General features: G+C 64.9%; 21 protein-coding genes and 1 tRNA gene. 14 read left to right on the top strand and 8 right to left on the bottom strand.

Going from position 1 to position 25,070, the window contains the following annotated elements:
- Nucleotides 1-44 precede the first annotated feature (44 nt).
- Nucleotides 45-1,055, top strand: coding sequence for a ligase-associated DNA damage response exonuclease (locus tag ACFX5Q_RS02915; RefSeq protein WP_404275212.1), 1,011 nt, complete (start codon nucleotides 45-47; stop codon nucleotides 1,053-1,055).
- Nucleotides 1,056-1,299: 244 nt separating this feature from the next.
- Nucleotides 1,300-2,898 carry a cisplatin damage response ATP-dependent DNA ligase gene (locus tag ACFX5Q_RS02910; protein ID WP_404275210.1) on the top strand — a complete coding sequence of 533 codons (1,599 nt, stop codon included), beginning with the start codon at nucleotides 1,300-1,302 and terminating at the stop codon, nucleotides 2,896-2,898.
- A 60-nt stretch (nucleotides 2,899-2,958) separates the two neighbouring features.
- Here the strand turns inward: ACFX5Q_RS02910 and ACFX5Q_RS02905 are convergent, their stop codons facing one another.
- Nucleotides 2,959-4,101, bottom strand: coding sequence for a hypothetical protein (locus ACFX5Q_RS02905; protein WP_404275209.1), 1,143 nt, complete (start codon nucleotides 4,099-4,101; stop codon nucleotides 2,959-2,961).
- Between the two features lie 374 nt (nucleotides 4,102-4,475).
- On the opposite strand from ACFX5Q_RS02905, the gene ACFX5Q_RS02900 reads away from it, so the two are divergent.
- A tRNA-Thr gene (locus ACFX5Q_RS02900) sits at nucleotides 4,476-4,551 on the top strand.
- An 84-nt stretch (nucleotides 4,552-4,635) separates the two neighbouring features.
- Here ACFX5Q_RS02900 and ACFX5Q_RS02895 read toward each other — a convergent pair.
- The 7 genes from ACFX5Q_RS02895 to ACFX5Q_RS02865 form a co-directional block, all read right to left on the bottom strand.
- Complete coding sequence (locus ACFX5Q_RS02895; RefSeq protein WP_404275208.1) at nucleotides 4,636-4,899, bottom strand: GCG_CRPN prefix-to-repeats domain-containing protein; 264 nt, start codon at nucleotides 4,897-4,899, stop codon at nucleotides 4,636-4,638.
- A 198-nt stretch (nucleotides 4,900-5,097) separates the two neighbouring features.
- Nucleotides 5,098-5,391: a GYD domain-containing protein gene (locus tag ACFX5Q_RS02890; protein WP_192178049.1), complete on the bottom strand. Its 294-nt coding sequence runs from the start codon at nucleotides 5,389-5,391 to the stop codon at nucleotides 5,098-5,100.
- A gap of 162 nt (nucleotides 5,392-5,553) precedes the next feature.
- Nucleotides 5,554-7,125, bottom strand: coding sequence for an indolepyruvate oxidoreductase subunit beta family protein (locus ACFX5Q_RS02885; protein ID WP_404275206.1), 1,572 nt, complete (start codon nucleotides 7,123-7,125; stop codon nucleotides 5,554-5,556).
- On the bottom strand, nucleotides 7,118-9,271 hold the full coding sequence (locus ACFX5Q_RS02880) for a thiamine pyrophosphate-dependent enzyme (RefSeq protein ID WP_404275204.1): 2,154 nt from the start codon (nucleotides 9,269-9,271) through the stop codon (nucleotides 7,118-7,120). Before ACFX5Q_RS02880 ends, ACFX5Q_RS02885 begins: the two co-directional genes overlap by 8 nt.
- A gap of 46 nt (nucleotides 9,272-9,317) precedes the next feature.
- The gene (locus ACFX5Q_RS02875; protein ID WP_404275202.1) at nucleotides 9,318-9,800 is read right to left on the bottom strand and encodes a MarR family winged helix-turn-helix transcriptional regulator; all 483 of its coding nucleotides are present in this window, start codon (nucleotides 9,798-9,800) and stop codon (nucleotides 9,318-9,320) included.
- The gene (locus tag ACFX5Q_RS02870; RefSeq protein ID WP_404275200.1) at nucleotides 9,800-11,371 is read right to left on the bottom strand and encodes a phytoene desaturase family protein; all 1,572 of its coding nucleotides are present in this window, start codon (nucleotides 11,369-11,371) and stop codon (nucleotides 9,800-9,802) included. The genes ACFX5Q_RS02875 and ACFX5Q_RS02870 overlap by 1 nt, the downstream gene beginning before the upstream one ends.
- A 306-nt stretch (nucleotides 11,372-11,677) precedes the next feature.
- A complete protein-coding gene (locus ACFX5Q_RS02865; RefSeq protein WP_404275198.1) occupies nucleotides 11,678-12,469 on the bottom strand; it encodes a cyclase family protein in 792 nt (263 codons plus the stop codon).
- A gap of 119 nt (nucleotides 12,470-12,588) precedes the next feature.
- Between ACFX5Q_RS02865 and ACFX5Q_RS02860 the strand changes: the two genes are divergently transcribed.
- From ACFX5Q_RS02860 to ACFX5Q_RS02810, 11 genes are all read left to right on the top strand, one after another.
- Nucleotides 12,589-14,163, top strand: a complete 1,575-nt coding sequence (locus ACFX5Q_RS02860) for a phytoene desaturase family protein (RefSeq protein ID WP_404275197.1) — start codon at nucleotides 12,589-12,591, stop codon at nucleotides 14,161-14,163.
- Between the two features lie 106 nt (nucleotides 14,164-14,269).
- Nucleotides 14,270-15,796: an ABC transporter substrate-binding protein gene (locus tag ACFX5Q_RS02855; protein ID WP_404275195.1), complete on the top strand. Its 1,527-nt coding sequence runs from the start codon at nucleotides 14,270-14,272 to the stop codon at nucleotides 15,794-15,796.
- 71 nt (nucleotides 15,797-15,867) lie between these two features.
- Entirely contained in the window at nucleotides 15,868-16,875 is a 1,008-nt protein-coding gene (locus tag ACFX5Q_RS02850; RefSeq protein ID WP_404275193.1) for an ABC transporter permease, read from the top strand.
- On the top strand, nucleotides 16,868-17,716 hold the full coding sequence (locus tag ACFX5Q_RS02845) for an ABC transporter permease (RefSeq protein WP_404275191.1): 849 nt from the start codon (nucleotides 16,868-16,870) through the stop codon (nucleotides 17,714-17,716). The genes ACFX5Q_RS02850 and ACFX5Q_RS02845 overlap by 8 nt, the downstream gene beginning before the upstream one ends.
- Nucleotides 17,713-18,594 (top strand): ABC transporter ATP-binding protein, encoded by an 882-nt coding sequence (locus tag ACFX5Q_RS02840; protein ID WP_404275190.1) that lies wholly within the window; start codon nucleotides 17,713-17,715, stop codon nucleotides 18,592-18,594. The genes ACFX5Q_RS02845 and ACFX5Q_RS02840 overlap by 4 nt, the downstream gene beginning before the upstream one ends.
- Nucleotides 18,587-19,423, top strand: a complete 837-nt coding sequence (locus ACFX5Q_RS02835) for an ATP-binding cassette domain-containing protein (RefSeq protein ID WP_404275188.1) — start codon at nucleotides 18,587-18,589, stop codon at nucleotides 19,421-19,423. The genes ACFX5Q_RS02840 and ACFX5Q_RS02835 overlap by 8 nt, the downstream gene beginning before the upstream one ends.
- Before the next feature lie 144 nt (nucleotides 19,424-19,567).
- Entirely contained in the window at nucleotides 19,568-21,862 is a 2,295-nt protein-coding gene (locus ACFX5Q_RS02830; RefSeq protein ID WP_404275186.1) for a bifunctional salicylyl-CoA 5-hydroxylase/oxidoreductase, read from the top strand.
- On the top strand, nucleotides 21,859-22,632 hold the full coding sequence (locus ACFX5Q_RS02825; protein WP_404275184.1) for an SDR family NAD(P)-dependent oxidoreductase: 774 nt from the start codon (nucleotides 21,859-21,861) through the stop codon (nucleotides 22,630-22,632). The genes ACFX5Q_RS02830 and ACFX5Q_RS02825 overlap by 4 nt, the downstream gene beginning before the upstream one ends.
- Nucleotides 22,626-23,096 carry a MarR family winged helix-turn-helix transcriptional regulator gene (locus ACFX5Q_RS02820; RefSeq protein WP_192178062.1) on the top strand — a complete coding sequence of 157 codons (471 nt, stop codon included), beginning with the start codon at nucleotides 22,626-22,628 and terminating at the stop codon, nucleotides 23,094-23,096. The genes ACFX5Q_RS02825 and ACFX5Q_RS02820 overlap by 7 nt, the downstream gene beginning before the upstream one ends.
- Entirely contained in the window at nucleotides 23,093-23,905 is an 813-nt protein-coding gene (locus tag ACFX5Q_RS02815; RefSeq protein WP_404275182.1) for an enoyl-CoA hydratase family protein, read from the top strand. Before ACFX5Q_RS02820 ends, ACFX5Q_RS02815 begins: the two co-directional genes overlap by 4 nt.
- A complete protein-coding gene (locus ACFX5Q_RS02810; RefSeq protein WP_404275181.1) occupies nucleotides 23,905-25,053 on the top strand; it encodes an acyl-CoA dehydrogenase family protein in 1,149 nt (382 codons plus the stop codon). Before ACFX5Q_RS02815 ends, ACFX5Q_RS02810 begins: the two co-directional genes overlap by 1 nt.
- The last annotated feature ends 17 nt before the right edge of the window (nucleotides 25,054-25,070 follow it).

The raw sequence follows: 25,070 nt of genomic DNA, 5'->3' as shown, positions 1-25,070 counted from the left end.
TGCAACAGGCTTCCCGCGGCTGAATTAGCAACTATCTTGGCGGGATGCGCGCCAGCGACCTGCTCCATCCCCGGCCGGAAGGCCTCTACTGCCCGCCCGGCGATTTCTTCATCGACCCGGTGCGGCCGGTCAACCGGGCGCTGATCACGCATGGCCATTCCGACCATGCCCGCTCCGGCCATCGCTCGGTGCTGGCGACACAGCAGACGCTCGACATCATGGAGCTGCGCTGCGGCGAGGGTTTTGCCGAAACTGTGCAGGCGGCTGCGCTTGGCGAAACGATGGCGCTCAACGGCGTCTCGGTCACCTTCCATCCGGCTGGCCATGTGCTCGGTTCGGCGCAGATCGCGGTTGAGCATCAGGGGCTGCGCATCGTCGCCTCCGGCGACTACAAACGCCAGAAGGACGCCACCTGCGAGCCGTTCCAACCGGTCCGCTGCGACGTGTTCATCACCGAGGCGACATTCGGCCTGCCGGTGTTTCGGCATCCGCCGGATAGGGAGGAGATCGCGCGATTGCTGAAATCGGCGGCACAGTTTCCCGAACGCTCGCATCTGGTCGGCGCCTATGCGCTCGGCAAGGCGCAGCGCGTCATGCGGCTGCTGCGCGACGCCGGCTACGACAGGCCGATCTACATCCACGGCGCGCTGGCCAAACTCAGCGAATACTACCAGAGCCAGGGCATCGACCTCGGGCAGCTCGATCCGGCAACGGTCGACAGCGGCGGCAAGGACGATTTCGCCGGCGCCATCGTCATCGGCCCGCCCTCGGCCTTCGCCGACCGCTGGGCACGGCGCTTTCCCGATCCCATCTCCTGCTTTGCGTCCGGCTGGATGCGCATCCGCCAGCGCGCCAAGCAAGGCGGTGTCGAGCTGCCGCTGATCATTTCCGACCATGCCGACTGGGACGAACTGACCGCCACGATCAAGGAGACGGGGGCTGAGGAGATCTGGGTGACGCATGGCCGCGAGGAGGCGCTGGTGCGCTGGTGCGAGCTGGAGGGCATTGCGGCACGGCCGCTGCATCTCGTTGGTTATGAGGACGAGGGCGATTGATGATGGCGAAGGGTTTGTCAATCGCGAGAGTCGCGCACTACGGCACCCCCTTCTGGCCTGCCGGCCATCTCCCCCACTTGGGGGCAGATCGGCTATCGTCGCGGCTTTCGCCAATCGCTGACGTTGCGAGATGTGCGACAAGAACGAAACTGCCAATCTCCCCCCTCGTGGGGGAGATGTCCGGCAGGACAGAGGGGGGTGCGACAGAACGCAAGCTTCCCCCATCGGCCGGGCTCACCCCCTCATGAATCGCTTCGCCGAACTCCTCGACCGTCTCGTGCTGACGCCGTCGCGCAACGGCAAGCTGACGCTGCTCATCGACTATTTCCGCAGCGTCGAGGACCCCGATCGCGGCCTGGCGCTGGCGGCGATCACCGGCGATCTGTCGATCGCGGCGGTCAAGCCGGCGATGCTGCGCGCGCTGGTCGTCGAGCGCATGGACCCGGTACTGTTCGGCTATTCCTACGACTATGTCGGCGACCTCGCCGAGACCGTGTCCCTGGTCTGGCCGCAATCGCCGGACCATATCCCGAACCGCGAACCGACGCTTGGTGAGGTGGTGGCGAAACTGCAGGCGGCGAGCCGCTCCGACGGGCCGAAGGTTCTGGCGAGATTGCTCGACTGCGCCGGCATCTCGGCCCGCTTCGCCATCATCAAGCTGGTCACCGGCGGGCTGCGGATCGGCGTCTCGGCGCGACTGGCCAAGCAGGCGCTGGCGGAATTCGGCAAGGTCGACGTCGCCGAGATCGAGGAATTGTGGCACGGGCTGACGCCGCCCTATGCCGGCCTGTTCGCCTGGCTGGAGGGCAAGGCGGAAAAACCGCAAAGGACGGCGGCGGCTCTGTTCCGGCCGGTAATGCTGTCCAACCCGATCGGTGACGGCGATCTCGAAAAGCTCGACCCGGCCGACTATGCCGCGGAGTGGAAATGGGACGGCATCCGCGTCCAAGCGGTCTGCGAAGACGGCGTGCGCCGGCTCTATTCGCGCACCGGCGACGACGTCTCCGGCGCCTTTCCCGACCTCGCCGACGCCATGCATTTTTCCGCCGCCCTCGACGGCGAGCTGCTGGTCGGCGAGCCCTCGGCGACCGGCACGTTCTCCGACCTGCAGCAGCGGCTGAACCGCAAGACCGTGACGCCGAAAATGCAGCAGCTATATCCGGCCTTCATGCGCTGCTACGACGCGCTGCAAATCGGCGGCGAGGATTTGCGTGCGCTGCCCTTCCGCGAGCGCCGCCTCCGCCTCGAGGCCTTCGTCGGCACGCTCGACCCCAGCCGCTTCGATCTTTCCCCGCTGGTCGCATTCGCGGACTGGCAGGCGCTGGAACAGATGCGCCAGGCGCCGCCGCATCCGATCATCGAAGGGGTGATGCTCAAGCGCTGGGATTCGCCCTATCTCGCTGGGCGTCCGAAAGGCCCTTGGTTCAAATGGAAGCGCGACCCGCACACGGTCGACGCGGTGCTGATGTATGCCCAGCGTGGCCACGGCAAGCGCTCCAGCTTCTACTCGGACTATACGTTCGGCGTCTGGTCGGGCCCGGAAGGCGCTGAAGAGCTAGTGCCGGTCGGCAAGGCCTATTTCGGCTTCACCGACGAGGAGCTGAAGCAGATTGACAAATATGTCCGCGACAACACGGTCGAGCGTTTTGGTCCGGTGCGCTCGGTGCGCGCCGACCGCACGAACGGGCTGGTGCTGGAAGTGGCCTTCGAAGGGCTCAACCGCTCGACCCGGCACAAATCCGGCGTCGCCATGCGCTTTCCGCGCATTTCGCGGCTGCGCTGGGACAAGCCCGCGGCCGAAGCCGACCGCATCGAGACGCTACAGGCGCTGCTTGATGCGTGAGCGCGTGCCGAAAAGTGTGCAGCGGTTTTGGGATAGCGACACGCGCTGAGACAACAAGATTTACTGCGCGATCGAGACGCGGATCTCGTAGATGTCGACCGACTTGCCCTGCTTGTCGAAGTCGGAATTGATGGCGATCGTGCCGGCGGCACCGGGGGCCTTGTTCGGAAACTGCACGTCGAACAGATATTCATTGCGCTCGTGGCCGACGGCGTAGCGCTTGCGGCCGCAATCGCCGAGCTCGCCGAAATTGCAGTCAACCGAAATCTGCGTCTCCTTGCCCTCTTCGGAACGGGCGACGATGTCGAACACGGCGTGCTTGCCGGCGAGCTTTTCCAGCACGCCCTGGCCGACATCGAAGGCGATGGCCGAGCCGGACGTGCCGGAGCGGATGCGCAGGAACGAGCCGGTGTCGTCCTCCATCACCTCGGCCTTGGCATCGGAGGGTGCTGCGACATGGGTCGGGTCGGCAGGCGAAAACACGTTGATCCAGTCACGCGCCTGTTCGGCCTCGCTGGCCTTTTCCGGCGAGCCGGCAGGCGGCGTGAAGTCGTCGTCCTCGACCGTCGGCGGCGCCTCGGGCGGTGCCGTATCGAGCTGGGCCGGGGTCTTGAACACGCCGGTCTGCTTGGCAAAATAGAGGCCGATGCCGGCCGCGGCGAGCAGCGTTACACCAAAGAAGATCGCGGTCAGCGGCAGGCGGCGCCCTCTTATGCGCCGCTCATCGCGGTCCGGCGCCACCTCGGCCTCGCCGCTCTCCGTCGAGACGGCGGCCGGGGAATCGAGCGCCGGCTCACCGGGAAGAACCGCATCCGGCATGATGTCGGGAACGACAGGCAGGACGCGCGACCTTGGCGCGTCGGATGCAGGCGGCTGGACCGGCCCGTCGACGACGACAGCGGGTGACGGCGCGGCTTCCGCCGCAGCCGCCGTCGGCGCCTCCACGGCGGGCGCTGCCGCGTCAGTTTCCGTCTGCAGGGCAATATCGGGAACCGCCGGCAGGAATTCGGATTCGATCTCGGTGATCTTGGCCTGCACCGCCTTGCGGCGCTTGATGGCGACTTCCACCGTCACATTCGGATTGGCCTGGAGCACGCGGTCCAGCGCGGCAAAGGCCGAGCGGTAGACCCGCTCGCGAAACGCACGGTCCTCGGCATTGCCCTTGTCGAAGGCGTTGCGGATCGCTTTTTCGATCGGGTCCAAGCGAATTCCCTCTGCACGTTCGCTCACATTGCCATGATCGTTAGCCGCAGGCGACCAATCAATCAACAAGCGAGCGGCCGCATTCTGCCCCGGGCATGCATCCAGGGCCGATTTCGGCGGTTTTCAGCAAGAGAATCAACAGATTTCGCCTGATCACCCGGTGCCTTCGAGCGCAACCTGCCCGCGCGCCGCCGTCCGAGCAGGTGGCGGATGCGTGCGGTGGGAGTTCGGGTTCTGCGTGGAACGCCAACACGAATTGCCGCGTCCCGACCTGAATTCGCGACCGCCCATCTTGAATTCGTGACGGCCCATCTTGAAATCCCACCTGGTTGAGTCTATCACGCAGCCCATCTTGGAGGCCTCGGGCTTCCCGGGCCGCTTTAGCTCAGTTGGTAGAGCACATCATTCGTAATGATGGGGTCAGGTGTTCGAGTCACCTAAGCGGCACCACTTGCTTCAGCCTGCAATCCCGGTCTGCCTGACGGCAAAAACGCCCGCGCCATCTCCGACGCGGGCGCTGCAATCAGTCAGCCGTCAAAAAGCCCAATAGCCGGCGTGCCAGCGGTGGTGGTACCAGAAGCCGGGATGCCAGTGGCGGACGGGCCGGATCATCATGCGGTGGTTGGGCACGCAATTGCCCCAGCGGTTCATGTGCCAGCGGGGACCGCATCTCCAGCCGACAGTTTCTATGGGGAGCGGGGCGGCGGTGGGCTTTGCCATCGGCATGGCCTGCGAGCCGGCGGCACCCCCGCGACGAAAATACCATCGGACGGGCTGAATGCCGGGTGAACGAGACAATCACATGTTCGTCATTTGGGCCGTCGCTCTCGCAGGCGAAGACAGGATTGGCTACCGTCCCAGCAACGCCTGCGCCTTGCGAGGTCACCAAAAACCCCGGCCCGAGGCCGGGGTTCTCGCATCAGGGAAAACAGACAAGCCTGCCGCCGTTCGGCTCAGCGGCCGGCTTCAATCGTCTGCGCAGGGCAGCAGTGGCGGTCAGGCCATCTTTGCCAGGATCTTGGCCATATCTGCCGTGTCGAAAGCCCTCAATGTCTGGGTTCTGATGTTACCCATCGATGCGATCGATAAGGCAAGGGCGGTCGCGGCAATCTCGTCGTCGGCTTCTGCAATCGCCACGACGTCATACTGACCAAGCGTCCACAACAGCGTGTGAACCTTGACGCCGCTCTTGCTGGCCATCGCCTTGAAAGCCTCGGCACGCTTCTGCGTGTCCTTGATGCTCTTGATACCTTGATCTGTGAAATTCGACAGCAATACGTAGTAAGCCATTGGTTCCTCCCACAATGGGGAGCGTACGGGCGCTCACGGCGCGTCCGCCGTCTCCCAGAAATACGATAGCACGAGCCGGGCGGGCGAACCACTAGCGGCACGGAAGGTGCGGCCGCGGCAGCCGCTATTTCACCGATCGGCTTGAGGCAGCAGGATCCGTTGCTACAAGGACGCCACGGTCTTCAGCGCTCCGTCGAGCATGTCGCCCTTCTCATCCTTCAGCGCCGCTTCGCGCAGGCGGCGGATCCAGTCGGCGGCGTCGGGGCGGCCCTTGAGCATATCGAGCGCCGAGAGCACGCGGTCGAACTTAGACTGGGCACGGGCGTGGGTGTCGCTGTAGCCCTTGATCAACCGGCGGCAGTTGAGGATTTCGACGGCCAGCGCATAGTCTTCGCGGACATGGCCAAGCGCCAATTCGTACCAGCGCTCGAGGTGCGCGACCTCTACCTTGTGGCGCAGCAGGCTGCGGCGCCAGCGGCGCAGGCCGCCGATGAACCAGAGCGCGGCAAAGCCGGCGAAACTGTCGGTGCGGATATGGCGGCCGCGATTGATGCGGCGGTCGAGGAAGGCGGCGAGTTTTGGCCGGCTATCGATATAGCTGCCCAGCCCCGCCGGCAGCGTGCCGCAGAATTCCTCGATGCGCGGGTGGAAATATTCTGTCACCTGCAGGACCGTTCCGTCCTTGACGCCGACCTCGCGACGCACCCGCTTGTCGCGGGTCGAGCGGGTCTTGAGGTCGGCGACGCGGATCATGTCGTCGTAGCACATGGCATTGGCGAGATGCTTGGCGGCGGCGACCGACAGCGCGTAGGCATGTCCGGCATCGTCCAATGCGAGCGCGCGGCCAAGCCGGTCGAGATATTCGCCGCCATAGGCGATGTCTTGGTAGTCGACGACTTTTTTCAGGCCGCGCAGCGCCATGTCACGAACAGGAGTCGGCAAAGCATCGATGCGAGCTGCCAGCTGCTGCCAGCCCTGCAGCAGGCTTTCCGGCCCGCTCACTTTCGCCGCGCCTGGACCGGTTTCCGAGGCCGTCGGCGTCTCGGTCGTTCCGCTTGCAGGGGCAGCGCCAGCAATACCGCGCGCGCGGTCATAGGCGGCGGCGAAGGCTGCAAGGCTGGCTTTGACGCCACGGCCGCCGGCGCCGATTGCCTGTTCGTAGCTCTCGCGGGTGAACGGCAGCACGTCGGAACCGGCCAGCGCGCCGAGCAGGCTGGCCGAGATCATCGTGCCGTTGTCAGCGGCGATCTTTTCCATGTCGAAGGCGATGAAGCGTTTTGCCGCCGCTTCCGCCGTCGCGTGCACCTTCGCCGACGAAGCGCGGCCGTCGCCTGGCTCGATCTTTTCCGAAACGGCGGCGATGCGGTGCGAGGAGGTGATCAGCGTCGTGCGCTCGGGCGTGACGAAACCCCTGATGATGGCGCGGCCGGCTTCCATCAGTTCGGCTGCGATCAGGATATCGACGTCGCCCTGTGACGGCGAAAGGGCGAAGACCGGCAGGCGGCCGGTGTCGCGGGCCATCTCGACATAGTAGATGGTGGCGCCGGTGCGCTGGGCGACGCCGGCGACCGAGGTCGACTGGGCGACGTAGCCGTTGCGCTCGGCGACGTCGGTGATCCAGTCGGCCAGCACCCCACCGCCCTGGCCGCCAACGGCCAGCACCGCGAGCTTGATGACGCGCTGGTCTTCGGCGGCACCCGCCTTCGGGCGCAATGGGGCATTGCGGTCAAGCATCGGCGAACGTCAAACGACGGCTTTCGCGGCGCCGCTGCAGGAGGCCGATCGCGGCGCGGCGCGAACTTTCGAGGAAACGATCCCAACGGCTCGGATTGTGCACGACATCGGCACGGTAGAAGGACGGGCAGAGCACGGCCGCATCGGCCACCTCGCCGCAATTGCCGCAGCCGACGCAAGTCTGGTCGATGTGTGCCACCGGATCGTCGCGCAGCGGATCGTCGAGCGACTTTACCGACAGCGACGGGCAGCCGGAGAGCCGCATGCAGGCATGGTCGCCGGTGCAGATGTCCTCGTCGACGCCGAATTTCGGCTTCACCACCCGCTCGCCGCCCTTGATCGCCTTGTCGACCAGCGGTCTTTCGCGGCGCTGGCGGTTCAGCATGCATTCCGACGAAGCAACGATGACCTTCGGCCCCTTCTCCTCCGTTGTCAGCGCCTCGCGCAGTGTCTCCTGCATCTTGCCGACATCGTAGGTGCGGTCGATATGGCGCAGCCATTTGACGCCGATGCCTTTCACCGCCTCGGTGATCGGATGCTTGGTCGATTTCGTCCGGTTGCCGGCGCGCGAGGACAGAATGTCCTGCCCACCAGTCGCGGCCGAGTAAAAATTGTCGACGATGACGATGACGCCGTCGTTCTTGTTGAAGACCGCATTGCCGATCGAGGAGGTGAGGCCGTTGTGCCAGAAGCCGCCATCGCCGACGAAGGAGATCGAGCGGCGCTTGGCGTCAGGCGAATTGAAGGCCGAGGCCGACGCCGGCCCGAGGCCATAGCCCATGGTGGTGGCGCCGAGCTCGAAGGGCGGCATGATCGAGAACAGATGGCAGCCGATGTCGGAGGCGATGTGGTGCTTACCGAGTTCCTGCTCGACCAGCTTGGTCGCGGCGAAAATCGGCCGCTCCGGGCAGCCGATGCAGAAACCGGGCGGTCGTCCTGGAACGACATTGATGAGGTCGGCGGTGTCGACGCCCTCGCCTGATTTGTTCGGTGCGCGCACCTCGCCGGGCAAAAGATGCGGCGCCTCGGCGCGCAGGAAGGAGCCGATGCCGTCGAGCATGACCTGGCCGGTGTATTCGCCGGCCATCGGCAGATGCTCCTTGCCGACCAGCCTGGTGCCGCGGCCGGCCTTGTGCAGCATGGCCGCAAAAGCCTGCTCGATGTAATTGGGCTGGCCCTCCTCGACGACCAGCACCGCCTGCTTGCCCTCGCAGAAGGCCAGGAACTCGTCGTCGACCAGCGGATAGACGGCATTGAGCACATAGAGCGGCACGTCGGTGTCGCCATAGGTGTCGGCGAGGCCGAGGCGCTGCAGGGCGCGGATCACCGCATTGTACATGCCACCCTGCATGACGATGCCGACCGAGCCGTGGTCCGATCCAAAAATCTCGTTGATCTTGTTCTTGCGGATGAAATCCACCGCCGCCGGCCAGCGTTTTTGCACCTTCTCCTTCTCGTGCAGGAAGGAAGCAGGCGGCAGCACGATGCGGCCGGTGTCGCGGCGCGGCGCGTCGAGCGCATCGGCCACCGACATTGGCGGCCGCTTGTTGTCCTTGGCGATGAAATGGCCGTGCACGTGGCAGCAGCGGATGCGGACCTGCAGCATAACCGGCGTGTTGGACGCTTCCGACAGCTCAAATCCGTCCTCCACCGCCTTGACGATCGACGGCAAATTGGGGCGCGGATCGAGCAGCCAGACCTGGCTCTTCATGGCGAAAGCGTGGCTGCGCTCCTGCATGATCGAGGAGCCCTCGCCGTAATCCTCGCCGACGATGATCAGCGCGCCGCCGGTGACGCCGCCGGAAGCGAGATTGGCAAGCGCGTCTGAGGCGACATTGGTGCCGACCGTCGACTTGAAGGTGGCGGCGCCGCGGATCGGATAATGCACCGAGGCCGCCAGCATGGCGGTGGCGGTGGCTTCCGAGGCGCTCGCCTCGAAATGCACGCCAAGCTCGCCCAGAATGTCCTGCGCGTCGGCCAGAACGTCCATCAGATGGCTGATCGGCGCGCCCTGGTAGCCGCCGACATAGCCGACGCCGCATTGCAGCAGCGCCTTGGTGATGGCGAGGATGCCTTCGCCGGCAAACTCCTCGCCGGCACCGAGCCTCAGCTTTTCGACTTCCTTGGCAAAAGACCGTTCGGCCATTTCTTCTACTCCTTCCGTTACCGCCCGGCGCTGGCGGCGCGTAGGTCTAGATGTCGTGCTTGCGGATGTTCTTCAGCATCTTCAAGAGCGTGGCGATGAGCGCGGCATATTCGGCGTCGTCGACGCCGTCGAACATGGCCTCGAAGGCGTCATGCATGGCTGGCCAGGCGCGGGCGAATTCGGCACGGCCTTCGTCGGTGAGGAATACATGGCGGAAGCGGCTGTCAGTGACGCCCTGCTCGCGCCGCACAAGGCCCTGCCCCTCCAGCGTGTCGAGCGTGCGGCTCAAGGTCGACTGTTCGATCACCGTGTAGACCGAGAGGTCATTGACGGTGATGCCGTCGGCGACCGACAGCACGGCCAGCGTGCGCACCTGCGGGATGGTCAGGCCCTGCCTGCGGAAATCCTCGCGCAAGGTGGCGTTGTAGCGGCCCATGATGCGGTTCATCAGATAGGGCGCGAATTGCTGCAGGCCGATCTCGCCAAGGGTCGAGATGCGCTGGCGTTTTTCGGGAACCTTCTGTTCCATCACAGCCTCCCCGCCAGCAGGAAGCCGGAGCCGCCGCCAAGGCCGGCGCCGGGATGGGTCGAGGCGCCGATGTGGTAGAGGTTTTTGATGCCGGTGTCGTGATTGCGGCTTGCCTTGAACGGCCGCCACAGGAACGACTGGTCGATGGTCGAGGAGCCGCCATAGGGATCGCCGCCGACCAGATTGACGTTCATCGCTTCGAGATCGGCCGGCGAATAGGCACGGCGCGCGATTACGCTGCTCTTGAAGCCGTCGATATGGCTGGCAAGGATCGCTTCGACGCGATCGGCATAGGCCTCGCGCAGTGCTTCGGTCCAGCGGCCGTCGGCCGGCGCCTGCAGCTTGCCGGCGGCATCGCCCTTGATATGGCGCGGCGCCTCGGGCAGTTGCAGCCACAGGATCGCCTTGCCGTCCGGACAGCGCGACGGGTCGAGCGCATGCGGCTGGCCGACGCAGATGGTCGGCACCTCCGGCAGCAGACCGCGCACCGCCTCGTTGCAGGCTCTTGAGACGCCATCGAGCCCCGGCGTCAGATGCAGGAGTGCGACCTTGTCGAGGCCTTCGCCGCGCCATGCCGGCGGCTTGCTTAGGGCATAGTGGATCTGGAAGTTGCCCTTGCCATAGCGGTACTTTTGAACGGCCTCGACGTCGTCCTTCGGAGCTACGCCGTCGAGCAAGCGGCCGTAGAGCTGGGTCGGCGTGACCGAGCAGATGACGCCCTTCTTCGCGTGGACCGTCTCGCCCGAAGCAAGCCGTACACCGGTGGCACGGCCTCCATCCAGGATGATGGAAGCAACGTCGGCTTCGGTGGAGATGACGCCGCCGCGCTCGATGATCAGCGCTTCGAAGGCGGCAAGCAGGTTTTTCGCGCCGCCCTTGACGATCGGCGCGCCGGCGGCCTCCAGCGCAAAGGCAATGACCTTGGCGATCTGGCCGGAAAATGCATCTTCCGGACCAAGGCCGGCATGCAGCACCCAGGGCGCCCAGAGCGCTCGGAGGGTTTCGGATTTATAGGTGCCCTCCAGCCATCCGCGCGCCGGCACCAGCGCCTCGCCGAGAAAGGCGGCAAGACCGCGCGGGCCGCGCCGCCAGGCGTCGCCAGCCAGCATTTTGGCCGTCGGATAGGACCACAGGGCACCGCCGAGCAGGCCGAACAACAGGCCGGCATTGCGCTCGATGCTACCGACGTCGCTGCCGTGACAGTCGCCGTCGCCGGACGCGATAGCATTGAGCGCCGCGATGTTGGCGGCGCGGTTGGTGCTGAGCACGGCATGGCTACCGTCCGGCCGCAGCACGCCGGTGGGCGTGGCGGTGTGGCAGAATTCCAGCCCATGCCGCGCCAGATCCTTGCCCAGTGATGCAAAGGCCGGCGAGGTGATGAACAGGACGAAAGTCGTCGCCATCACGTCATGGACGAAGCCGGGTGCCGTGATCTCCTCGGTGCGCATACAGCCGCCGATGCGGTCGTTGCGCTCCAGCACCAGCACCTTCGCGCCCTTGCCGCCAAGCATCGCCGCGCAGACCAGGGCATTGATGCCGCTGCCGACGATGATGTGATCGGGCGCGTTCATTGGGGGTGGCTCCCCGCCTTGGAGAATTGTGGCTCAATCAGATAGGGCGGCGTTCCTTCGCGCCCCCCTCTGTCCTGCCGGACATCTCCCCCTCTAGGGGGGAGATCGGATGTCATGCCAGCTTTCGCCAATTGTCCGCGTTGCAGGATTGAACGGGACGCCGGAACCGCCAATCTCCCCCCTTGAGGGGGAGATGTCCGGCAGGACAGAGGGGGGTGAGCGCCAGCGCTGCAAGGCTGCCACCCCTTACCCATCATCACTCCATCGCCCGCAAGCATGATCTTCTCCCGAAGACCGCCGCCTCGCCTATTTGCCCGGCACCAGCGCCAGCGCGCGGATCGGGCTGCCTGTGCCGTGCTCGATCTTGAGCGGGGCGGCGATCAGGATCGCGCCCTTCGGCGGCAGCTGGTCGAGGTTGCAGAGGCTGGCGAGGCCGTAGCGGTTGGCCTTGTGCATCAGCGTGTGCGCCGGGAATGGCGGCTCCATGCCTCCGGCCTTGCCGGCATCGGTGCCGATGGTCTCGCTGCCCCAGCCCTTGATGTCCTTGCTGATCAGGAACTGGATGGCTTCTGCCGTCGGGCCGGGCGTGTGTGGGCCGGTTTCGTTGGCGTTGAGGAATTCGGCTTCCGAGCCGTTGCGCTTGTACCAGTCGGTGCGCATCACCACCCACTCGCCGGGATTGATGGCGCCATGCTTGGCCTCCCATGCCTTGATGTGGTCGACGGTGAGCAGGAAATCGTGGTCGGTGGCGGCTTCCTTCGAGCAGTCGATGACATTGACCGGGCCGACGAAATTTTGGGCCGGAATGGTGTCGGTGGCGCCGTCCGGATAGTCCTTGCCGGTGATCCAGTGCTGCGGCGCGTCGAAATGCGTGCCCGAATGCTCGCCGAGCTTCAGCCAGTTCCAGGCCCACCACGGGCCGTTCTTGTCATAACGGGAGATCGAGTGGATCTCGACCTTCGGCGTGTCGACGGCAAGCTCCGGCGGCAGCTTGATCAGCGGCGTGTCGGGTCCGAGCGGCGCCGACAGGTCGACCACCTTGATGCCGCCTGAAAGCAGCTGGCCGGCGACTTCGCCGAGGAGTTTTTGCGTGTCCATGGTCTCAGTTCCCTCTTTGTCGATGATGATCGAGGCTCGTCTCGGCCCTTAATATCCTACTAGACGAAAACATATGCATCTGCAATTATCTTTAAGCATAAAGGAAATGGGTTTGGGGCGTGAGCGAGTTCGACGCCATCTTTGTCGGGGCCGGCCACAACAGCCTGGCATGCGCCGCGCATCTGGCGCTCAAGGGCTGGAAAGCCGCGATTTTTGAACGCAGTGCAACAATCGGCGGCGCTGTCCAGACCCACGAGTTTACCCTGCCCGGCTTCCGCCACGATTTCGGCGCGATGAATCTGAGCCTGTTTGCCGGCTCGGCCTTTCATCGGAAATATGCAAATGAATTGAAAACTCACGGGCTGGAATTCGCCCCGGTCGGCGACTGTTTCGCCAGCGCCTTTCCGGACGGACGCTGGTTCGGCGTCAGCAACGACCTGGAAAAGACGGCATCCAGGCTGGCAGGTTTTTCCGCCGCCGACGCCGCCACATGGCGCCGGCTGGTCGCCGGTTTCATGCCCGAGGCCGAGCATCTGTTCCGCCTGCTGGGCTCGCCGATGAGCGGACGCGCGCTCGCCGGCACCGCCTGGAACCTCTGGCGCAAGAAGGGTTTTTCCGGTGCCCTCGACACAGGGCGTCTCCTGCTGTCCTCAACCCGCGCGTGGCTCGAGGAGACTTTCGAATCCCCGCACGTCCGGGCGACGCTTGCCGCCTGGGGCATGCATCTCGACTTCGCCCCCGACATCGCCGGCGGTGCGGTGTTCCCCTATCTGGAATCGATGGTCAACCAGAGCTTCGGCATGGTGCTCGGCAAGGGTGGCGCCGACACCATGATCCGCGCGCTGTCCGGCATGGTCACGGCGGCCGGCGGCAAGATCGCCACCGGCGCCGAGGTGGCGGAGATCACTGTTGCCGGAGGTAGGGCTACCGGCGTGCGGCTCGCTTCCGGCGATTTCCACATCGCCAGCAAGGCGGTCATCGCCGGGGTGGCGCCGAGAGCGCTTACCGGCAAGCTTTTACCCGATGGGTCCGGCGATGCCGGCTTCGACGCGGCGATGAAGAAATTCCGGTATGCGCCGGGCACGATGATGATCCATCTGGCATTGGATGAATTGCCCGACTGGCGCGCCGGCGCCGAGCTTCGGCAATTCGCCTATGTGCATCTTGCGCCGTCGCTCGACGCCATGTCGCGCACCTATCAGCAGGCGATGGCAGGCATGTTGCCGGACGAGCCGGTGTTGGTCGTCGGTCAGCCGACGGCCATCGACCCGTCGCGGGCGCCAGAAGGCAAGCATGTTCTGTGGGTGCAGGTGCGCATGCTGCCGGCCGAAATCCTCGGTGATGCGGCAGGCAAGATCGCGCCGGACCGCTGGGACGAGGTCAAGCAAGCTTATGCCGAGCGCGTGCTCGACATCATCGACAGCTACGCGCCCGGCCTGCGCCAAAAAATCCTCGGCCGCGCCGTGTTCTCGCCGCTCGACCTCGAACGCGAGAACCCGAACCTTGTCGGCGGCGACCAGGTCTGCGGCAGCCACCATCTGACGCAGAATTTCTTGTTCCGCCCGGCGCGCGGTTACGCCGGTTGGAATACGCCGGTCGCCAACCTGCACCTGACGGGTGCTGCGACGTGGCCGGGCGCCGGCACCGGTGCGGCATCCGGCTACATGCTCGCCCAACAGCTCGGAGGGAATTAGGAGCCGAAGACTTCCAGGATGGACAAGGCGCGGTTGCCCAAGAGCCTGAACCTGACAATCGAACAATGATGCCGCGCGGACAAAGACCACCAACAGGGGAACGACCATGACCATCAACAGACGAGACTTGCTCGGATACAGTGCTGCAGCGCTCGGTGCGACCGCCCTCGGCCTGCCGAAAATTGCCAAGGCAGCGGGCGAACTGACCATCGCTTACAACGTCAACCTGCCGTCGTGGGATCCGACGACCGGGCCGTCGGCGGTCAATCCGACCATTCAGGGTCTCTACCAGTCGGTGTTCGACCAGTTCATCCCGCAGAAGCCGGATCTGTCCTTCGCGCCCGGCCTGCTCACCGAATGGGGTTGGAACGACGACCGCACCAAGATCATGATGACGGTGCGCGACGGCGTGAAATGGCATGACGGTTCGCCTTTCACCGCCGAGGACGTGGTCTGGTCGCTGCAGCGGGCGGGCGACGAGAAGACCGGCAACCCGATCCAGTTCGTCTGGAAGAACGTCAACAACTTCAAGATCGACGGCAACAAGATCACCGGCGACGTCGTGCAGTTCGACCCGGTGTATTTCAAATGGATGTCGTTCCTGACCGGCTACATCATGCCGAAGGCCTATTACGAGAAAGTCGGCGCCGAAGGTTTCGAAAAAGCGCCGATCGGCACCGGCCCCTATATGGTCGACAAATTCGAGCGCAACGCCTTCCTGCGGCTGAAGGCCAATCCGAACTACTGGGGCGGCAAGCCGGCCTTCGAGAATGTGACGATCAAGTTCGTCACCGATGCGGCGAGCCGCGTCGCCGAGATCGAGTCCGGTTCCTCGCAGGTGACGCTCGAAATCCCCTATGAGGAGTATGACCGGCTGATCGCCAAGGACGGGCTTGCCGGCTCGTGCAAGAACGTTTCCGACATCGGCATGATCTTCTTCAACGACATCGAGGCGATGCTGGACAAGAATGTCCGCCAGGCCGCCGTCATGGCGGTGGACAAGGAACTTCTCGTCAAGCGGCTTCTGCGCGGCTACGGCCAGTCGATCGCTACGCTGGAGACGCCGGAATACACGGCCTTCGATGGCTCGATCAAGGTCGAACACAATCCGGAGAAGGCCAAGGAATTGCTGGCCGCTTCCGGCTATTCGCCTGAAAAGCCGGTCAAGTTCACCATACAGACGACCAAGGGCTTCAAGCCCAAGGACTACGAAATGATCCAGGCGATCGTCGGCATGTGGCGCAAGGTCGGCATCGAGGCGACGATCGAGGTCTACGAGATCGCCAAGCACTACGAGCTGCGCGCCGCCGACAAGCTGGCGCCGGCGGCCTTCTACAATTGGGGCAATGCCATCGGCGATCCGACGACGTCGACCGGCTTCGCCATGTACGGCCCCAGCCCGCATTCGGTGTGGGACAGCCAGGACCTGATCGACATGATCAACCCGCTATGGGGCGAGAAGGACGAGGCCAAGCGCATTGCAGGCTGGAAGGCGGTCGACAAATACATCGCCGAGCAGGCCTATGTGCTGCCGCTGATCCAGTATGCGCAGCCGATCGTGCATGCCAAGGGCGTCAACGTGGTGCAGCATGTGTCCGGTGCGCTGCTGCCGGCGCTGATGACCCCGGCCTGATAGCGACATAGACTGCATGCGCGCCACCGCAACCGGTGGCGCGCCCCTTTTCGCCAGACGTACAGGCGACCATGCTTCTGCAAAGATTTCTGATCCGTCTGCTGACGATGGCGATCACGCTGTTCGGCGTCGCCATCGTCGTCTTTGTCGTCATCCGCGTCGCGCCTGGCGACCCGATCGCGATGATGCTGCCGCCCGGTGCCAGCGATGCCGACATTGCCCGGCTGCGCGCGCTGTACGGTCTGGACAAGACCATCGTGCAGCAATTCTTCATCTGGCTGTCCGGCGTCGTCAGGGGCGATTTCGGCACTTCGATCTCGCTGCGGCAAGACGTGCTGGGGCTGGTGTTCAACCGGCTGCCGGCGACGCTGGAGCTCGCAACAGTCGCACTTGTTATGGCGGTGGCGATCGGCGGCACGGCGGCGATCCTCGGCGCGCGCGAACGCGGCACGGCGGTCGAGGCCGGCATCGACATCGCCAGCGGGACAGCACTTTCCATCCCAGACTTCCTGTGGGGCCTGGTGCTGATCCTGCTGTTCGGCGTGCTTATACCCGTGTTCGACATTTCCGGCCGGGTGTCGCCACAGCTCGACCTGCCCTTCGTCACCCAATTCTATCTCGTCGAGAGCATGCTGCGGCTGCGTTTCGACCTCACCTGGGACCTGCTGAAACATATGCTGATGCCGGCCGTGGCGCTGGCGCTGCCGCTGGCTGCGATCATCGCGCAGTTGCTGAAACAGTCGCTGAAGGAAGTGCTCGACCTCGACTATGTCGTGCTGGCGCGGGTGAAGGGTTTTTCCGAAACGCAGGTCATCCTGCGCGAGGCGCTGAAGAACGCCGCCTTGCCGACCCTGACGCTGGTCGGCGTGCAGTTCACCTTCCTCATCGGCGGCACGGTCATCGTCGAGCGGCTGTTTTCCTATGAAGGCCTCGGCAATATGGCGATCGATGCGGTCATCAATCGCGACCTGCCGCTGATCCAGGGCATCGTGCTCGTCTTCGCGCTGCTGTTCGTGCTGATCAACCTTGCTGTAGACATGATGTATGCACTGCTCAATCCAAGGCTGCGCCATGGATGAGGCACGCATCGCCAGGCGTGGCGTGGGGCCGAGGCTGTGGCTTGCCGGCGGCTGGCTGCTGCTGGCGCTGCTGGCGGCGATCCTGGCGCCGCTGGTCGCACCGCAGGACCCGCTGGCGCAGGACCTGATGCTGGAGCGGCTGCCGCCTTTCTGGCTGGACGGGACCGAGCCCGGCTATTGGCTGGGCACCGACAGCCTCGGTCGCGATCTGCTGTCGCGATTGATCTTCGGCGGCCGCATCGCCTTCATCGTCGCCTTCGCCGCGGCAATCGCCGCTTGTCTGGTCGGCTCGGCGCTCGGGCTGATTGCCGGCTATTTCGGCGGCTGGGCCGACCGAATCATCTCGCGCATCGTCGACATCTGGATGGCCTTCCCGCCGGTGCTGTTCGCTATCCTGCTGGTCGCCGTGCTCGGCACCGGCCTCAGCTCCGTCATCATTGCGATTGCTGTCATCGACTGGACACGCTTCTGCAGGGTGATCCGCGCCGAGGCGATGGGGCAGTCGCGCATGGACTATGTCGAGAATGCCCGCATCGCCGGCTATGGCCGCATCGGCATCATGCTGCGCGAAGTGCTGCCCAATGTGGTGCCGTCGATCGTCGCGCTTTTGTCGCTGGAAATGGGCATCGCCGTCATCGTCGAGGCGATCCTGTCCTTCGTCAATCTGTCGATCTCGACCGACGATCCGACCTGGGGCGGCATCATCGCCGAGGGCCGGCTGTCGATCCATCAGGCCTGGTGGGTGCTGGTGTTCCCGCTGATCACGCTGATCCTGACCGTGCTGTCGTTCAGCCAGTTCGGCGAGGCGCTGAAGGCGCGTTTCGATCCGGTGCTGCGATGAGCGCGGCTTGCCTCGATATCCGCTCGTTGAGCGCCGTGCTGCCGAACGGCCAGCGCGTGCTGCGTTCGGTCTCGCTCTCAGTCCAGCCCGGCGAGGTGCGTGCGCTGGTCGGCGAAAGCGGTGCCGGCAAGACGATGATCGGCAAGGCGGTGCTCGGCGTGCTGCCGTCCAGCGTGCGCATCGTCGAAGGCGACATGCTGCTCGAAGGCGAAGACCTCGGCCAACTTCAGCCGAAGGCAAGACGCACGCTGATCGGCGCCCGCACGGCGCTGATCCCGCAGGACCCGTTGACCGCGCTCAACCCGTCGCGCCGCATCGGCCCGCAAATGACCGACCGGCTGGTGCGCATCCTCGGCTGGAGCGGCGAGAGGGCCGATAGGCGCATCCGCCAGTTGCTGGACGAGGTGCAGATCCGCGACCCGGAGCGCGTGCTGAAAACCTATCCGCACGAGCTTTCCGGCGGCATGCGCCAACGCGTGCTGATCGCGGCGGCCTTCGCCGCCGAGCCAAGGCTGATCGTCGCCGACGAACCGACCACGGCACTCGACGTAACGGTGCAGAAGCAGATACTGCGCCTGATCGCGCAATTGCAGCGCGACCACGGCACGGCGATCCTGTTCGTCACCCACGACCTTGGCGTCGTCGCCAAGATCAGCCAGAGGGTCTCGGTGCTCTACGCCGGCAAGGTGGTGGAAGAGGCCGAGACCGCGGCGCTGTTCGCAGCACCCCAGCACCCTTATACGCGGGCGCTGATGGCGGCCACGCCGCGCTACACCGATCCGCTCGCCTCGCTGAGACCGGTGGATGACGCCGTGCTGGCCGGGCTGGCTGCCGAGATTGCCGCCGCCGACCAGGCCTGGAGGCGACCGCATGGCTGAGCCGCTGATTTCCGTGCGCGGACTGAAGGTCGCGCTGCCCGACATGACCCGCAAGCCGCTGATCGGCCGGGCGCCGCTGGCCGAGATCCTGAAGGGGCTCGATTTCGACCTGCCCAAGGGATCGGTGACCGGCATTGTCGGCGAATCCGGTTCCGGCAAATCGACGCTGGGCCGCGCCCTGGTGCGCCTGCTTGAGCCCAGCGCCGGCTCGATCAGCTTCGAAGGGCGCGACATCAGCCATCTCTCGGAGGCCGAACTCAGGCCGCTCCGCCGCGACCTGCAGATGATCTTCCAGGATCCGATGTCGTCGCTCAACCCGCGCCGGACAATCTTCAGCATCATCGCCGCGCCGCTGAAACAGAATGGCCTTGGCGACAATCTCAAGACCCGAGTCGCCAAGGCGTTGCAGCGCGTCGGCCTGCCGCAAAATTTCGCCGGCCGCTACCGCCACCAATTGTCGGGCGGCCAGCGCCAGCGCGTCGGCATCGCCCGCGCCTTGGCGCTGTCGCCGAAATTCGTGCTCGCCGACGAGATCGTCTCCGGCCTCGACGTGTCGACGCAAGCGCAGATCCTGACCTTGCTGGAGAAACTCGCGGCTGAGATGGGCCTGACGGTCGCTTTCATCAGCCACGATCTGTCGGTAATCCGGCGGCTCTGCCAGCAGGCGATCGTCATGCGTGAAGGCAGGATCGTCGAAGCGAACGCCACCGACGTCCTTTTCGACAGTCCGAAGGACGCCTACACACGCGACCTGATATCAGCCATCCCACTGCCCCAAATCGACTCGGTCTGGCTGGGTACGCTTGCCACGACAAAGGCACCCACATGAACGCATTCGCATGCCACGCGCGGACGTCGGGAATCGTTTCGATATAAAACTTTAAGCTTGAAATAAATTACCTGCGGCGCGATACTGAGCGTCGGGATCGCCGGCCTTGCCGGCGACCCGGAAAGCGAAGAGGAGATCGCAGGCATGAAGGTTGCGGTTCTCGGCGGTGGACCAGCCGGCCTCTACTTTGCCATCTCGATGAAGCTACGAGACGCCACGCACGAGGTGACGGTGTTCGAGCGCAACCGTGCCGACGACACGTTCGGCTGGGGCGTCGTGCTGTCGGCCGAAACGCTGGAGAACCTGACCAGAAACGATCCGGTCAGCGCCGTCTGGATCAGGAAGCATTTCGCCTATTGGGACGACATCGCCGTCATCCACGATGGCGTGCGTACGGTCTCGACCGGCCACGGTTTCTGCGGCATCGGCCGCAAGCGGCTGCTGATCCTGCTGCAGCGGCGGGCGCGCGAGCTCGGCATCAGACTGGAATTCGAGACCGACATCGCCGATCCGCGCCCGTACATGGAGAGCCACGATCTGGTGGTTGCCGCCGACGGTCTGAACTCGAGAGCGCGCGGCACTTTCGTCGACGTGTTCAAACCGGACATCGATACCCGCAAGTGCAAGTTCGTCTGGCTCGGCACGCAGCAAAAGTTCGACGACGCCTTCACCTTCATCTTCGAGAAGACGGAACATGGCTGGGTATGGGCGCATGCCTACCAGTTCGACAGCGAAACCGCGACTTTCATCGTCGAATGCAGCGAGCAGACCTGGGAGCGCTTCGGCTTCGGCGCGATGACGCAGCAGGAATCGATCGCAGTCTGCGAGCGTATCTTCGAAAAACATCTCGGCGGCCATGCGCTGATGACCAATGCCAACCACATAAGAGGTTCGGCCTGGATCAATTTCCCGCGCGTGCTGTGCGAACGCTGGTCGTACAAGAACCTTGCCCTGATGGGCGACGCGGCGGCATCGGCGCATTTCTCGATCGGCTCCGGCACCAAGCTGGCGCTGGAAAGTGCTGTGGCGCTTGCCGATTATGTCGAGTCCGAGCCGGACCTCGAAGCGGCGTTCCGTAAATATGAGGACGCACGGCGCACCGAAGTGCTGAAGCTGCAGTCGGCGGCGCGCAATTCGCTGGAATGGTTCGAGGAGGTCGAGCGCTATCTCGGCCTCGATCCGGTGCAGTTCAATTATTCGCTGCTGACTCGCTCGCAACGCATCAGCCACGAGAATCTCAGGCTGCGCGACGCCGAATGGCTGGCCGGCGCGGAGAAATGGTTCCAGCGCCAGGCCGGCGCCGGCGGGAACAGCCTGCGCCGTGCGCCGATGTTCGCGCCGTTCAAGCTGCGCGAGATGGTGCTCGCCAACCGCATCGTCGTCTCACCCATGGCGCAGTACAAGGCCATCGACGGCTGCCCTACCGACTGGCATTTTGCTCATTACGCCGAGCGGGCCAAGGGCGGTGCCGGCCTGCTCTACATCGAGATGACCTGCGTCAGCCCCGAGGGACGCATCACGCCAGGCTGCACCGGCTTCTACGCGCCGGCGCACGAGGTGGCCTGGAAGCGCCTGGTCGATTTCGTCCATGCCGAAACAGAGGCCAGGATCTGCGCCCAGATCGGCCATTCCGGCGCCAAGGGCTCGACCCGCGTCGGCTGGCAGGGAACGGACGTGCCACTACCCTCAGGCAACTGGCCGGTGATGGCGCCGTCGGCTGTGGCCTGGTCGCCGCAGAACCAAGTGCCGAAGGCGATGGACCGCGCCGACATGGACCTGGTGCGCGACCAGTTCGTCGCTTCCGCCGAGATGGCCGACCGGTGCGGCTTCGACATGCTGGAGATCCATGCCGCGCATGGCTATTTGCTGTCCTCTTTCATCACGCCGATCACCAACCGGCGCACGGATGAATATGGCGGCTCGCTCGAAAACCGCATGCGCTTTCCGCTTGAGGTCTTTCGCGCGGTGCGCACTGTCTGGCCGGCCGAAAAACCAATCTCGATGCGTATCTCGGCCAATGACTGGGTCGGCATCGAAGGCGTGACGCCTGCCGACGCGGTCGAGATCGCCAAGCTGTTGCACGAGGCTGGCGTCGATATTTGCGACGTTTCGGCCGGGCAGACTTCGGCGTCGGCAAAACCTGTCTACGGCCGCATGTTCCAGACGCCGTTTTCCGACCGGATCCGCAACGAGGTCGGCATGGCGACGATGGCGGTCGGCAACATCTACGAGGCCGACCATGTCAACTCGATCCTGATGGCCGGCCGCGCCGATCTTGTGGCGCTGGCGAGGCCGCATCTCACCGATCCCTACTGGACGCTGCATGCGGCCGTCACGCTTGGCGACCGCGGCGTCAAATGGCCGGATCCCTATCTGCCAGGCCGTGACCAGATCTATCGGCTGGCCGAGCGCGATGCGGCAGCGGGGCTGAAAGTATGAGCGCCGTGTCAACGATCGCAGGCAGGCATGCACTGGTCACCGGCGGCGGCTCCGGCGTCGGCCGGGCCATCGCGCTGGCATTGGCCGGTGCCGGCATCAACGTCACCATCTGCGGCCGGCGCGAGGCGGCACTTGCCGAAGTCGCGGGGCAAAGCGACCGCATCTTCGGCATTGCCGCCGACGTTACCGATGAGGCGTCGATGACCTCCCTCTACAGCCAGGCGGAAGCAGAGCGCGGACCGTTCGACATCGTCGTCGCCAATGCCGGCATGTCGGGCAGCGCCCCGGCGCACAGAACCGCGCTCAGCGACTGGCAGCGGACGCTCGACGTCAACCTGACAGGCGCGTTCCTGACGGTGAAGCCGGCGCTGGCCGGCATGGCGGCGCGGAAGGTCGGCCGGATCGTCTTTGTTGCCTCGACCGCCGGCCTGAAAGGCTACGCTTACGTTTCGGCCTATGTCGCGGCCAAGCATGGGGTCGTCGGGCTGATGCGGGCACTCGCTGCCGAGACCGCCAGATCCGGCGTCACCGTCAATGCCGTCTGCCCGGGTTTCGTCGAGACAGAGATGCTGGAAACCTCCATCCAGCGCATCGTCGAAAAGACCGGCCGCTCGGTCGAGGACGCACGCACAAGCCTGTCCTCGACAAATCCGCAGGGACGTTTCATCCAGCCGGAGGAAGTCGCCGCCGCGGTGCTGTGGCTGTGCGGCGATGTGGCGGCATCGATCACCGGGCAGACGATTTCGATTTCAGGAGGCGAGACATGGTAGCCGGTCCCCTGCCCACCCCTTCAGGACCCGGCAAGGACCGGCTGCGCCTCTGGATACGCCTGCTGCGCGCCTCGCGCACCATAGAGGCGGAGCTGCGCGAGCGGCTGAAGAAGGAGTTCAACACGACGCTGCCGCGCTTCGACGTGATGGCGGCGCTCTACCGTGCGCCGGAAGGCATGCTGATGAGCGATTTGTCGCGCTTCCTGCTGGTGTCCAACGGCAATGTAACGGGCATCGTCGACCGGCTGGTGTCGGAAGGGCTTGTCGCCCGGGCCCGCCGCAACGGCGACCGCCGCACTTCGATGGTGCGGCTGACGGAGGAAGGTGTGAGGTCCTTCGCCATGATCGCCGCCGCGCATGAAGGCTGGGTCGGTGAACTGCTGGGCAATGTCAGCGAGGACGAAGCGCGCCGGCTGACCGGCATGCTGACCTCGTTCCGCAGCAATTGGGAGGGACGCGAATGACCCAAATGGCAGGGCGCAAGCCCAAGCACTTCCTCTGGCAGGTCGAAGGCCGGGTGGCAAACATCCGGCTCGACCGGCCAGAACGCAAGAACCCGCTGACCTTCGACAGCTATGCCGAACTGCGCGACACGTTCCGCGACCTGGTCTATGCCGACGATGTCGATGCGGTGGTGTTCCTGCCCAATGGCGGCAATTTCTGCTCGGGCGGCGATGTCCACGACATCATCGGCCCGCTGGTCAAGATGGGCATGAAGGAACTGCTCGCCTTCACCCGCATGACCGGCGATTTCGTCAAGGCGATGCTGAATTGCGGCAAGCCGATCATCGCGGCGGTCGACGGCGCGGCGGTTGGCGCCGGCGCCATCATCGCCATGGCCTCGGACATTCGCATCGCCACGCCGGAGGCGAAGACAGCCTTCCTGTTCACGCGCGTCGGCCTTGCCGGCTGCGACATGGGCGCCTGCGCGATCCTGCCGCGCATCATCGGCCAGGGCCGTGCCGCCGAACTGCTCTACACCGGCCGGACGATGAGTGCTGCCGAAGGCGAGCGCTGGGGGTTCTACAACCGGCTTGTCGATGCAGCGACACTCGAGGCCGACGCGCTGGAGATGGCAGCGCGCATCGTCTCCGGCCCCACCTTCGCGCATGGCATCACCAAGACGCAGCTCAACCAGGAATGGTCAATGGGGCTCGACCAGGCGATCGAGGCCGAAGCACAGGCGCAGGCGATCTGCATGCAGACCGGCGATTTCGAGCGGGCTTACGAGGCGTTCGTGGCTAAGGAGAAACCGGTGTTCGAGGGGAATTGATGGCTGACCGTTCCTTCCTCAACTGGCCGTTCTTTGAGGATCGCCACCGCGCGCTCGCCGAACAGCTCGACACCTGGTGCGCGAAAAACCTGCCGGTCGAACACCACGATGTCGACGCCGCCTGCCGTGAGCTGGTGGCGAAGCTCGGGCGGGACGGCTGGCTGAAACCAACTGCGCTCGATACCGAAAATCCCGGACCGCTCGACGTGCGCACGCTTTGCCTCGCCCGCGAGACGCTGGCCCGGCATGACGGGCTGGCCGACTTCGCCTTTGCCATGCAAGGGCTCGGCACCGGCGCGCTCAGCCTGTTCGGCACGCCCGAGCAGCAGCAATGGCTGGCGAAGACACGCGCCGGCAAGGCGATTTCCGCCTTCGCGCTGTCGGAGCCGCGCTCGGGATCGGATGTCGCCAACATGGAGATGTCGGCCACGCGCGACGGCGACTTCTATCTGCTGTCGGGCGAAAAGACCTGGATCTCCAATGGCGGCATCGCCGACCTCTATATCGTCTTTGCCCGCACTGGCGAGGCGCCCGGCGCAAAGGGACTTTCAGCCTTCATCGTGCCGACAGAAACGAAAGGCCTGAGCATCGCCGAACGGCTTGAGGTGATCGCGCCGCATCCGCTGGCACGGCTCTCCTTCGAAAACGCCCGTGTTCCAACCTCGGCGCTGATCGGCAAACCGGGCGATGGCTTCCGCATCGCCATGTCGGTGCTCGACGTCTTCCGCTCGACCGTCGGCGCTGCATCGCTTGGTTTTGCCCGCCGGGCGCTGGACGAAAGCATCGGCAGGGTGGCCGACCGAAAACTGTTCGGCGCGCCGATGGCCGAGCTGCAGATGGTGCAGGGCCATATCGCCGACATGGCGCTCGATGTCGATGCCGCCGCCTTGCTCATCTATCGCGCCGCCTGGACCAAGGACATGGGGGCCCCGCGGGTGACGCGGGAGGCGGCGATGGCAAAACTGTTCGCCACCGACAAGGCGCAACAGGTGATCGACAGGGCCGTGCAGCTTCACGGCGGCGACGGCGTGCGCAAGGGCCATATCGTCGAGAGCCTCTATCGCGAGATCCGGGCGCTGCGCATCTATGAGGGTGCATCCGACGTGCAGAAAGTGGTGATCGCCAGGCAAGTGATGGGCGCCGCCTGAGGCCGGAAATTATACGG

The sequence above is a fragment of the Mesorhizobium sp. IMUNJ 23033 genome (assembly GCF_044778005.1).
GTDB lineage: Bacteria > Pseudomonadota > Alphaproteobacteria > Rhizobiales > Rhizobiaceae > Mesorhizobium > Mesorhizobium amorphae_A.
Note: the sequence above shows the minus strand (reverse complement) of the source record. Positions and strands in the feature narration are given on the sequence as shown.

What these genes read in the sequence shown, in the direction of transcription:
- ACFX5Q_RS02915 (WP_404275212.1), top strand. Translation starts at nt 45, where the DNA reads ATGCGCGCCAGCGACCTGCTCCATCCCCGGCCGGAAGGCCTCTACTGC.
- ACFX5Q_RS02910 (WP_404275210.1), top strand. Translation starts at nt 1,300, where the DNA reads ATGAATCGCTTCGCCGAACTCCTCGACCGTCTCGTGCTGACGCCGTCG.
- ACFX5Q_RS02890 (WP_192178049.1), bottom strand. Translation starts at nt 5,391, where the DNA reads ATGGCTTACTACGTATTGCTGTCGAATTTCACAGATCAAGGTATCAAG.
- ACFX5Q_RS02885 (WP_404275206.1), bottom strand. Translation starts at nt 7,125, where the DNA reads ATGCTTGACCGCAATGCCCCATTGCGCCCGAAGGCGGGTGCCGCCGAA.
- ACFX5Q_RS02880 (WP_404275204.1), bottom strand. Translation starts at nt 9,271, where the DNA reads ATGGCCGAACGGTCTTTTGCCAAGGAAGTCGAAAAGCTGAGGCTCGGT.
- ACFX5Q_RS02875 (WP_404275202.1), bottom strand. Translation starts at nt 9,800, where the DNA reads ATGGAACAGAAGGTTCCCGAAAAACGCCAGCGCATCTCGACCCTTGGC.
- ACFX5Q_RS02870 (WP_404275200.1), bottom strand. Translation starts at nt 11,371, where the DNA reads ATGAACGCGCCCGATCACATCATCGTCGGCAGCGGCATCAATGCCCTG.
- ACFX5Q_RS02865 (WP_404275198.1), bottom strand. Translation starts at nt 12,469, where the DNA reads ATGGACACGCAAAAACTCCTCGGCGAAGTCGCCGGCCAGCTGCTTTCA.
- ACFX5Q_RS02855 (WP_404275195.1), top strand. Translation starts at nt 14,270, where the DNA reads ATGACCATCAACAGACGAGACTTGCTCGGATACAGTGCTGCAGCGCTC.
- ACFX5Q_RS02850 (WP_404275193.1), top strand. Translation starts at nt 15,868, where the DNA reads ATGCTTCTGCAAAGATTTCTGATCCGTCTGCTGACGATGGCGATCACG.
- ACFX5Q_RS02845 (WP_404275191.1), top strand. Translation starts at nt 16,868, where the DNA reads ATGGATGAGGCACGCATCGCCAGGCGTGGCGTGGGGCCGAGGCTGTGG.
- ACFX5Q_RS02840 (WP_404275190.1), top strand. Translation starts at nt 17,713, where the DNA reads ATGAGCGCGGCTTGCCTCGATATCCGCTCGTTGAGCGCCGTGCTGCCG.
- ACFX5Q_RS02835 (WP_404275188.1), top strand. Translation starts at nt 18,587, where the DNA reads ATGGCTGAGCCGCTGATTTCCGTGCGCGGACTGAAGGTCGCGCTGCCC.
- ACFX5Q_RS02830 (WP_404275186.1), top strand. Translation starts at nt 19,568, where the DNA reads ATGAAGGTTGCGGTTCTCGGCGGTGGACCAGCCGGCCTCTACTTTGCC.
- ACFX5Q_RS02825 (WP_404275184.1), top strand. Translation starts at nt 21,859, where the DNA reads ATGAGCGCCGTGTCAACGATCGCAGGCAGGCATGCACTGGTCACCGGC.
- ACFX5Q_RS02820 (WP_192178062.1), top strand. Translation starts at nt 22,626, where the DNA reads ATGGTAGCCGGTCCCCTGCCCACCCCTTCAGGACCCGGCAAGGACCGG.
- ACFX5Q_RS02815 (WP_404275182.1), top strand. Translation starts at nt 23,093, where the DNA reads ATGACCCAAATGGCAGGGCGCAAGCCCAAGCACTTCCTCTGGCAGGTC.
- ACFX5Q_RS02810 (WP_404275181.1), top strand. Translation starts at nt 23,905, where the DNA reads ATGGCTGACCGTTCCTTCCTCAACTGGCCGTTCTTTGAGGATCGCCAC.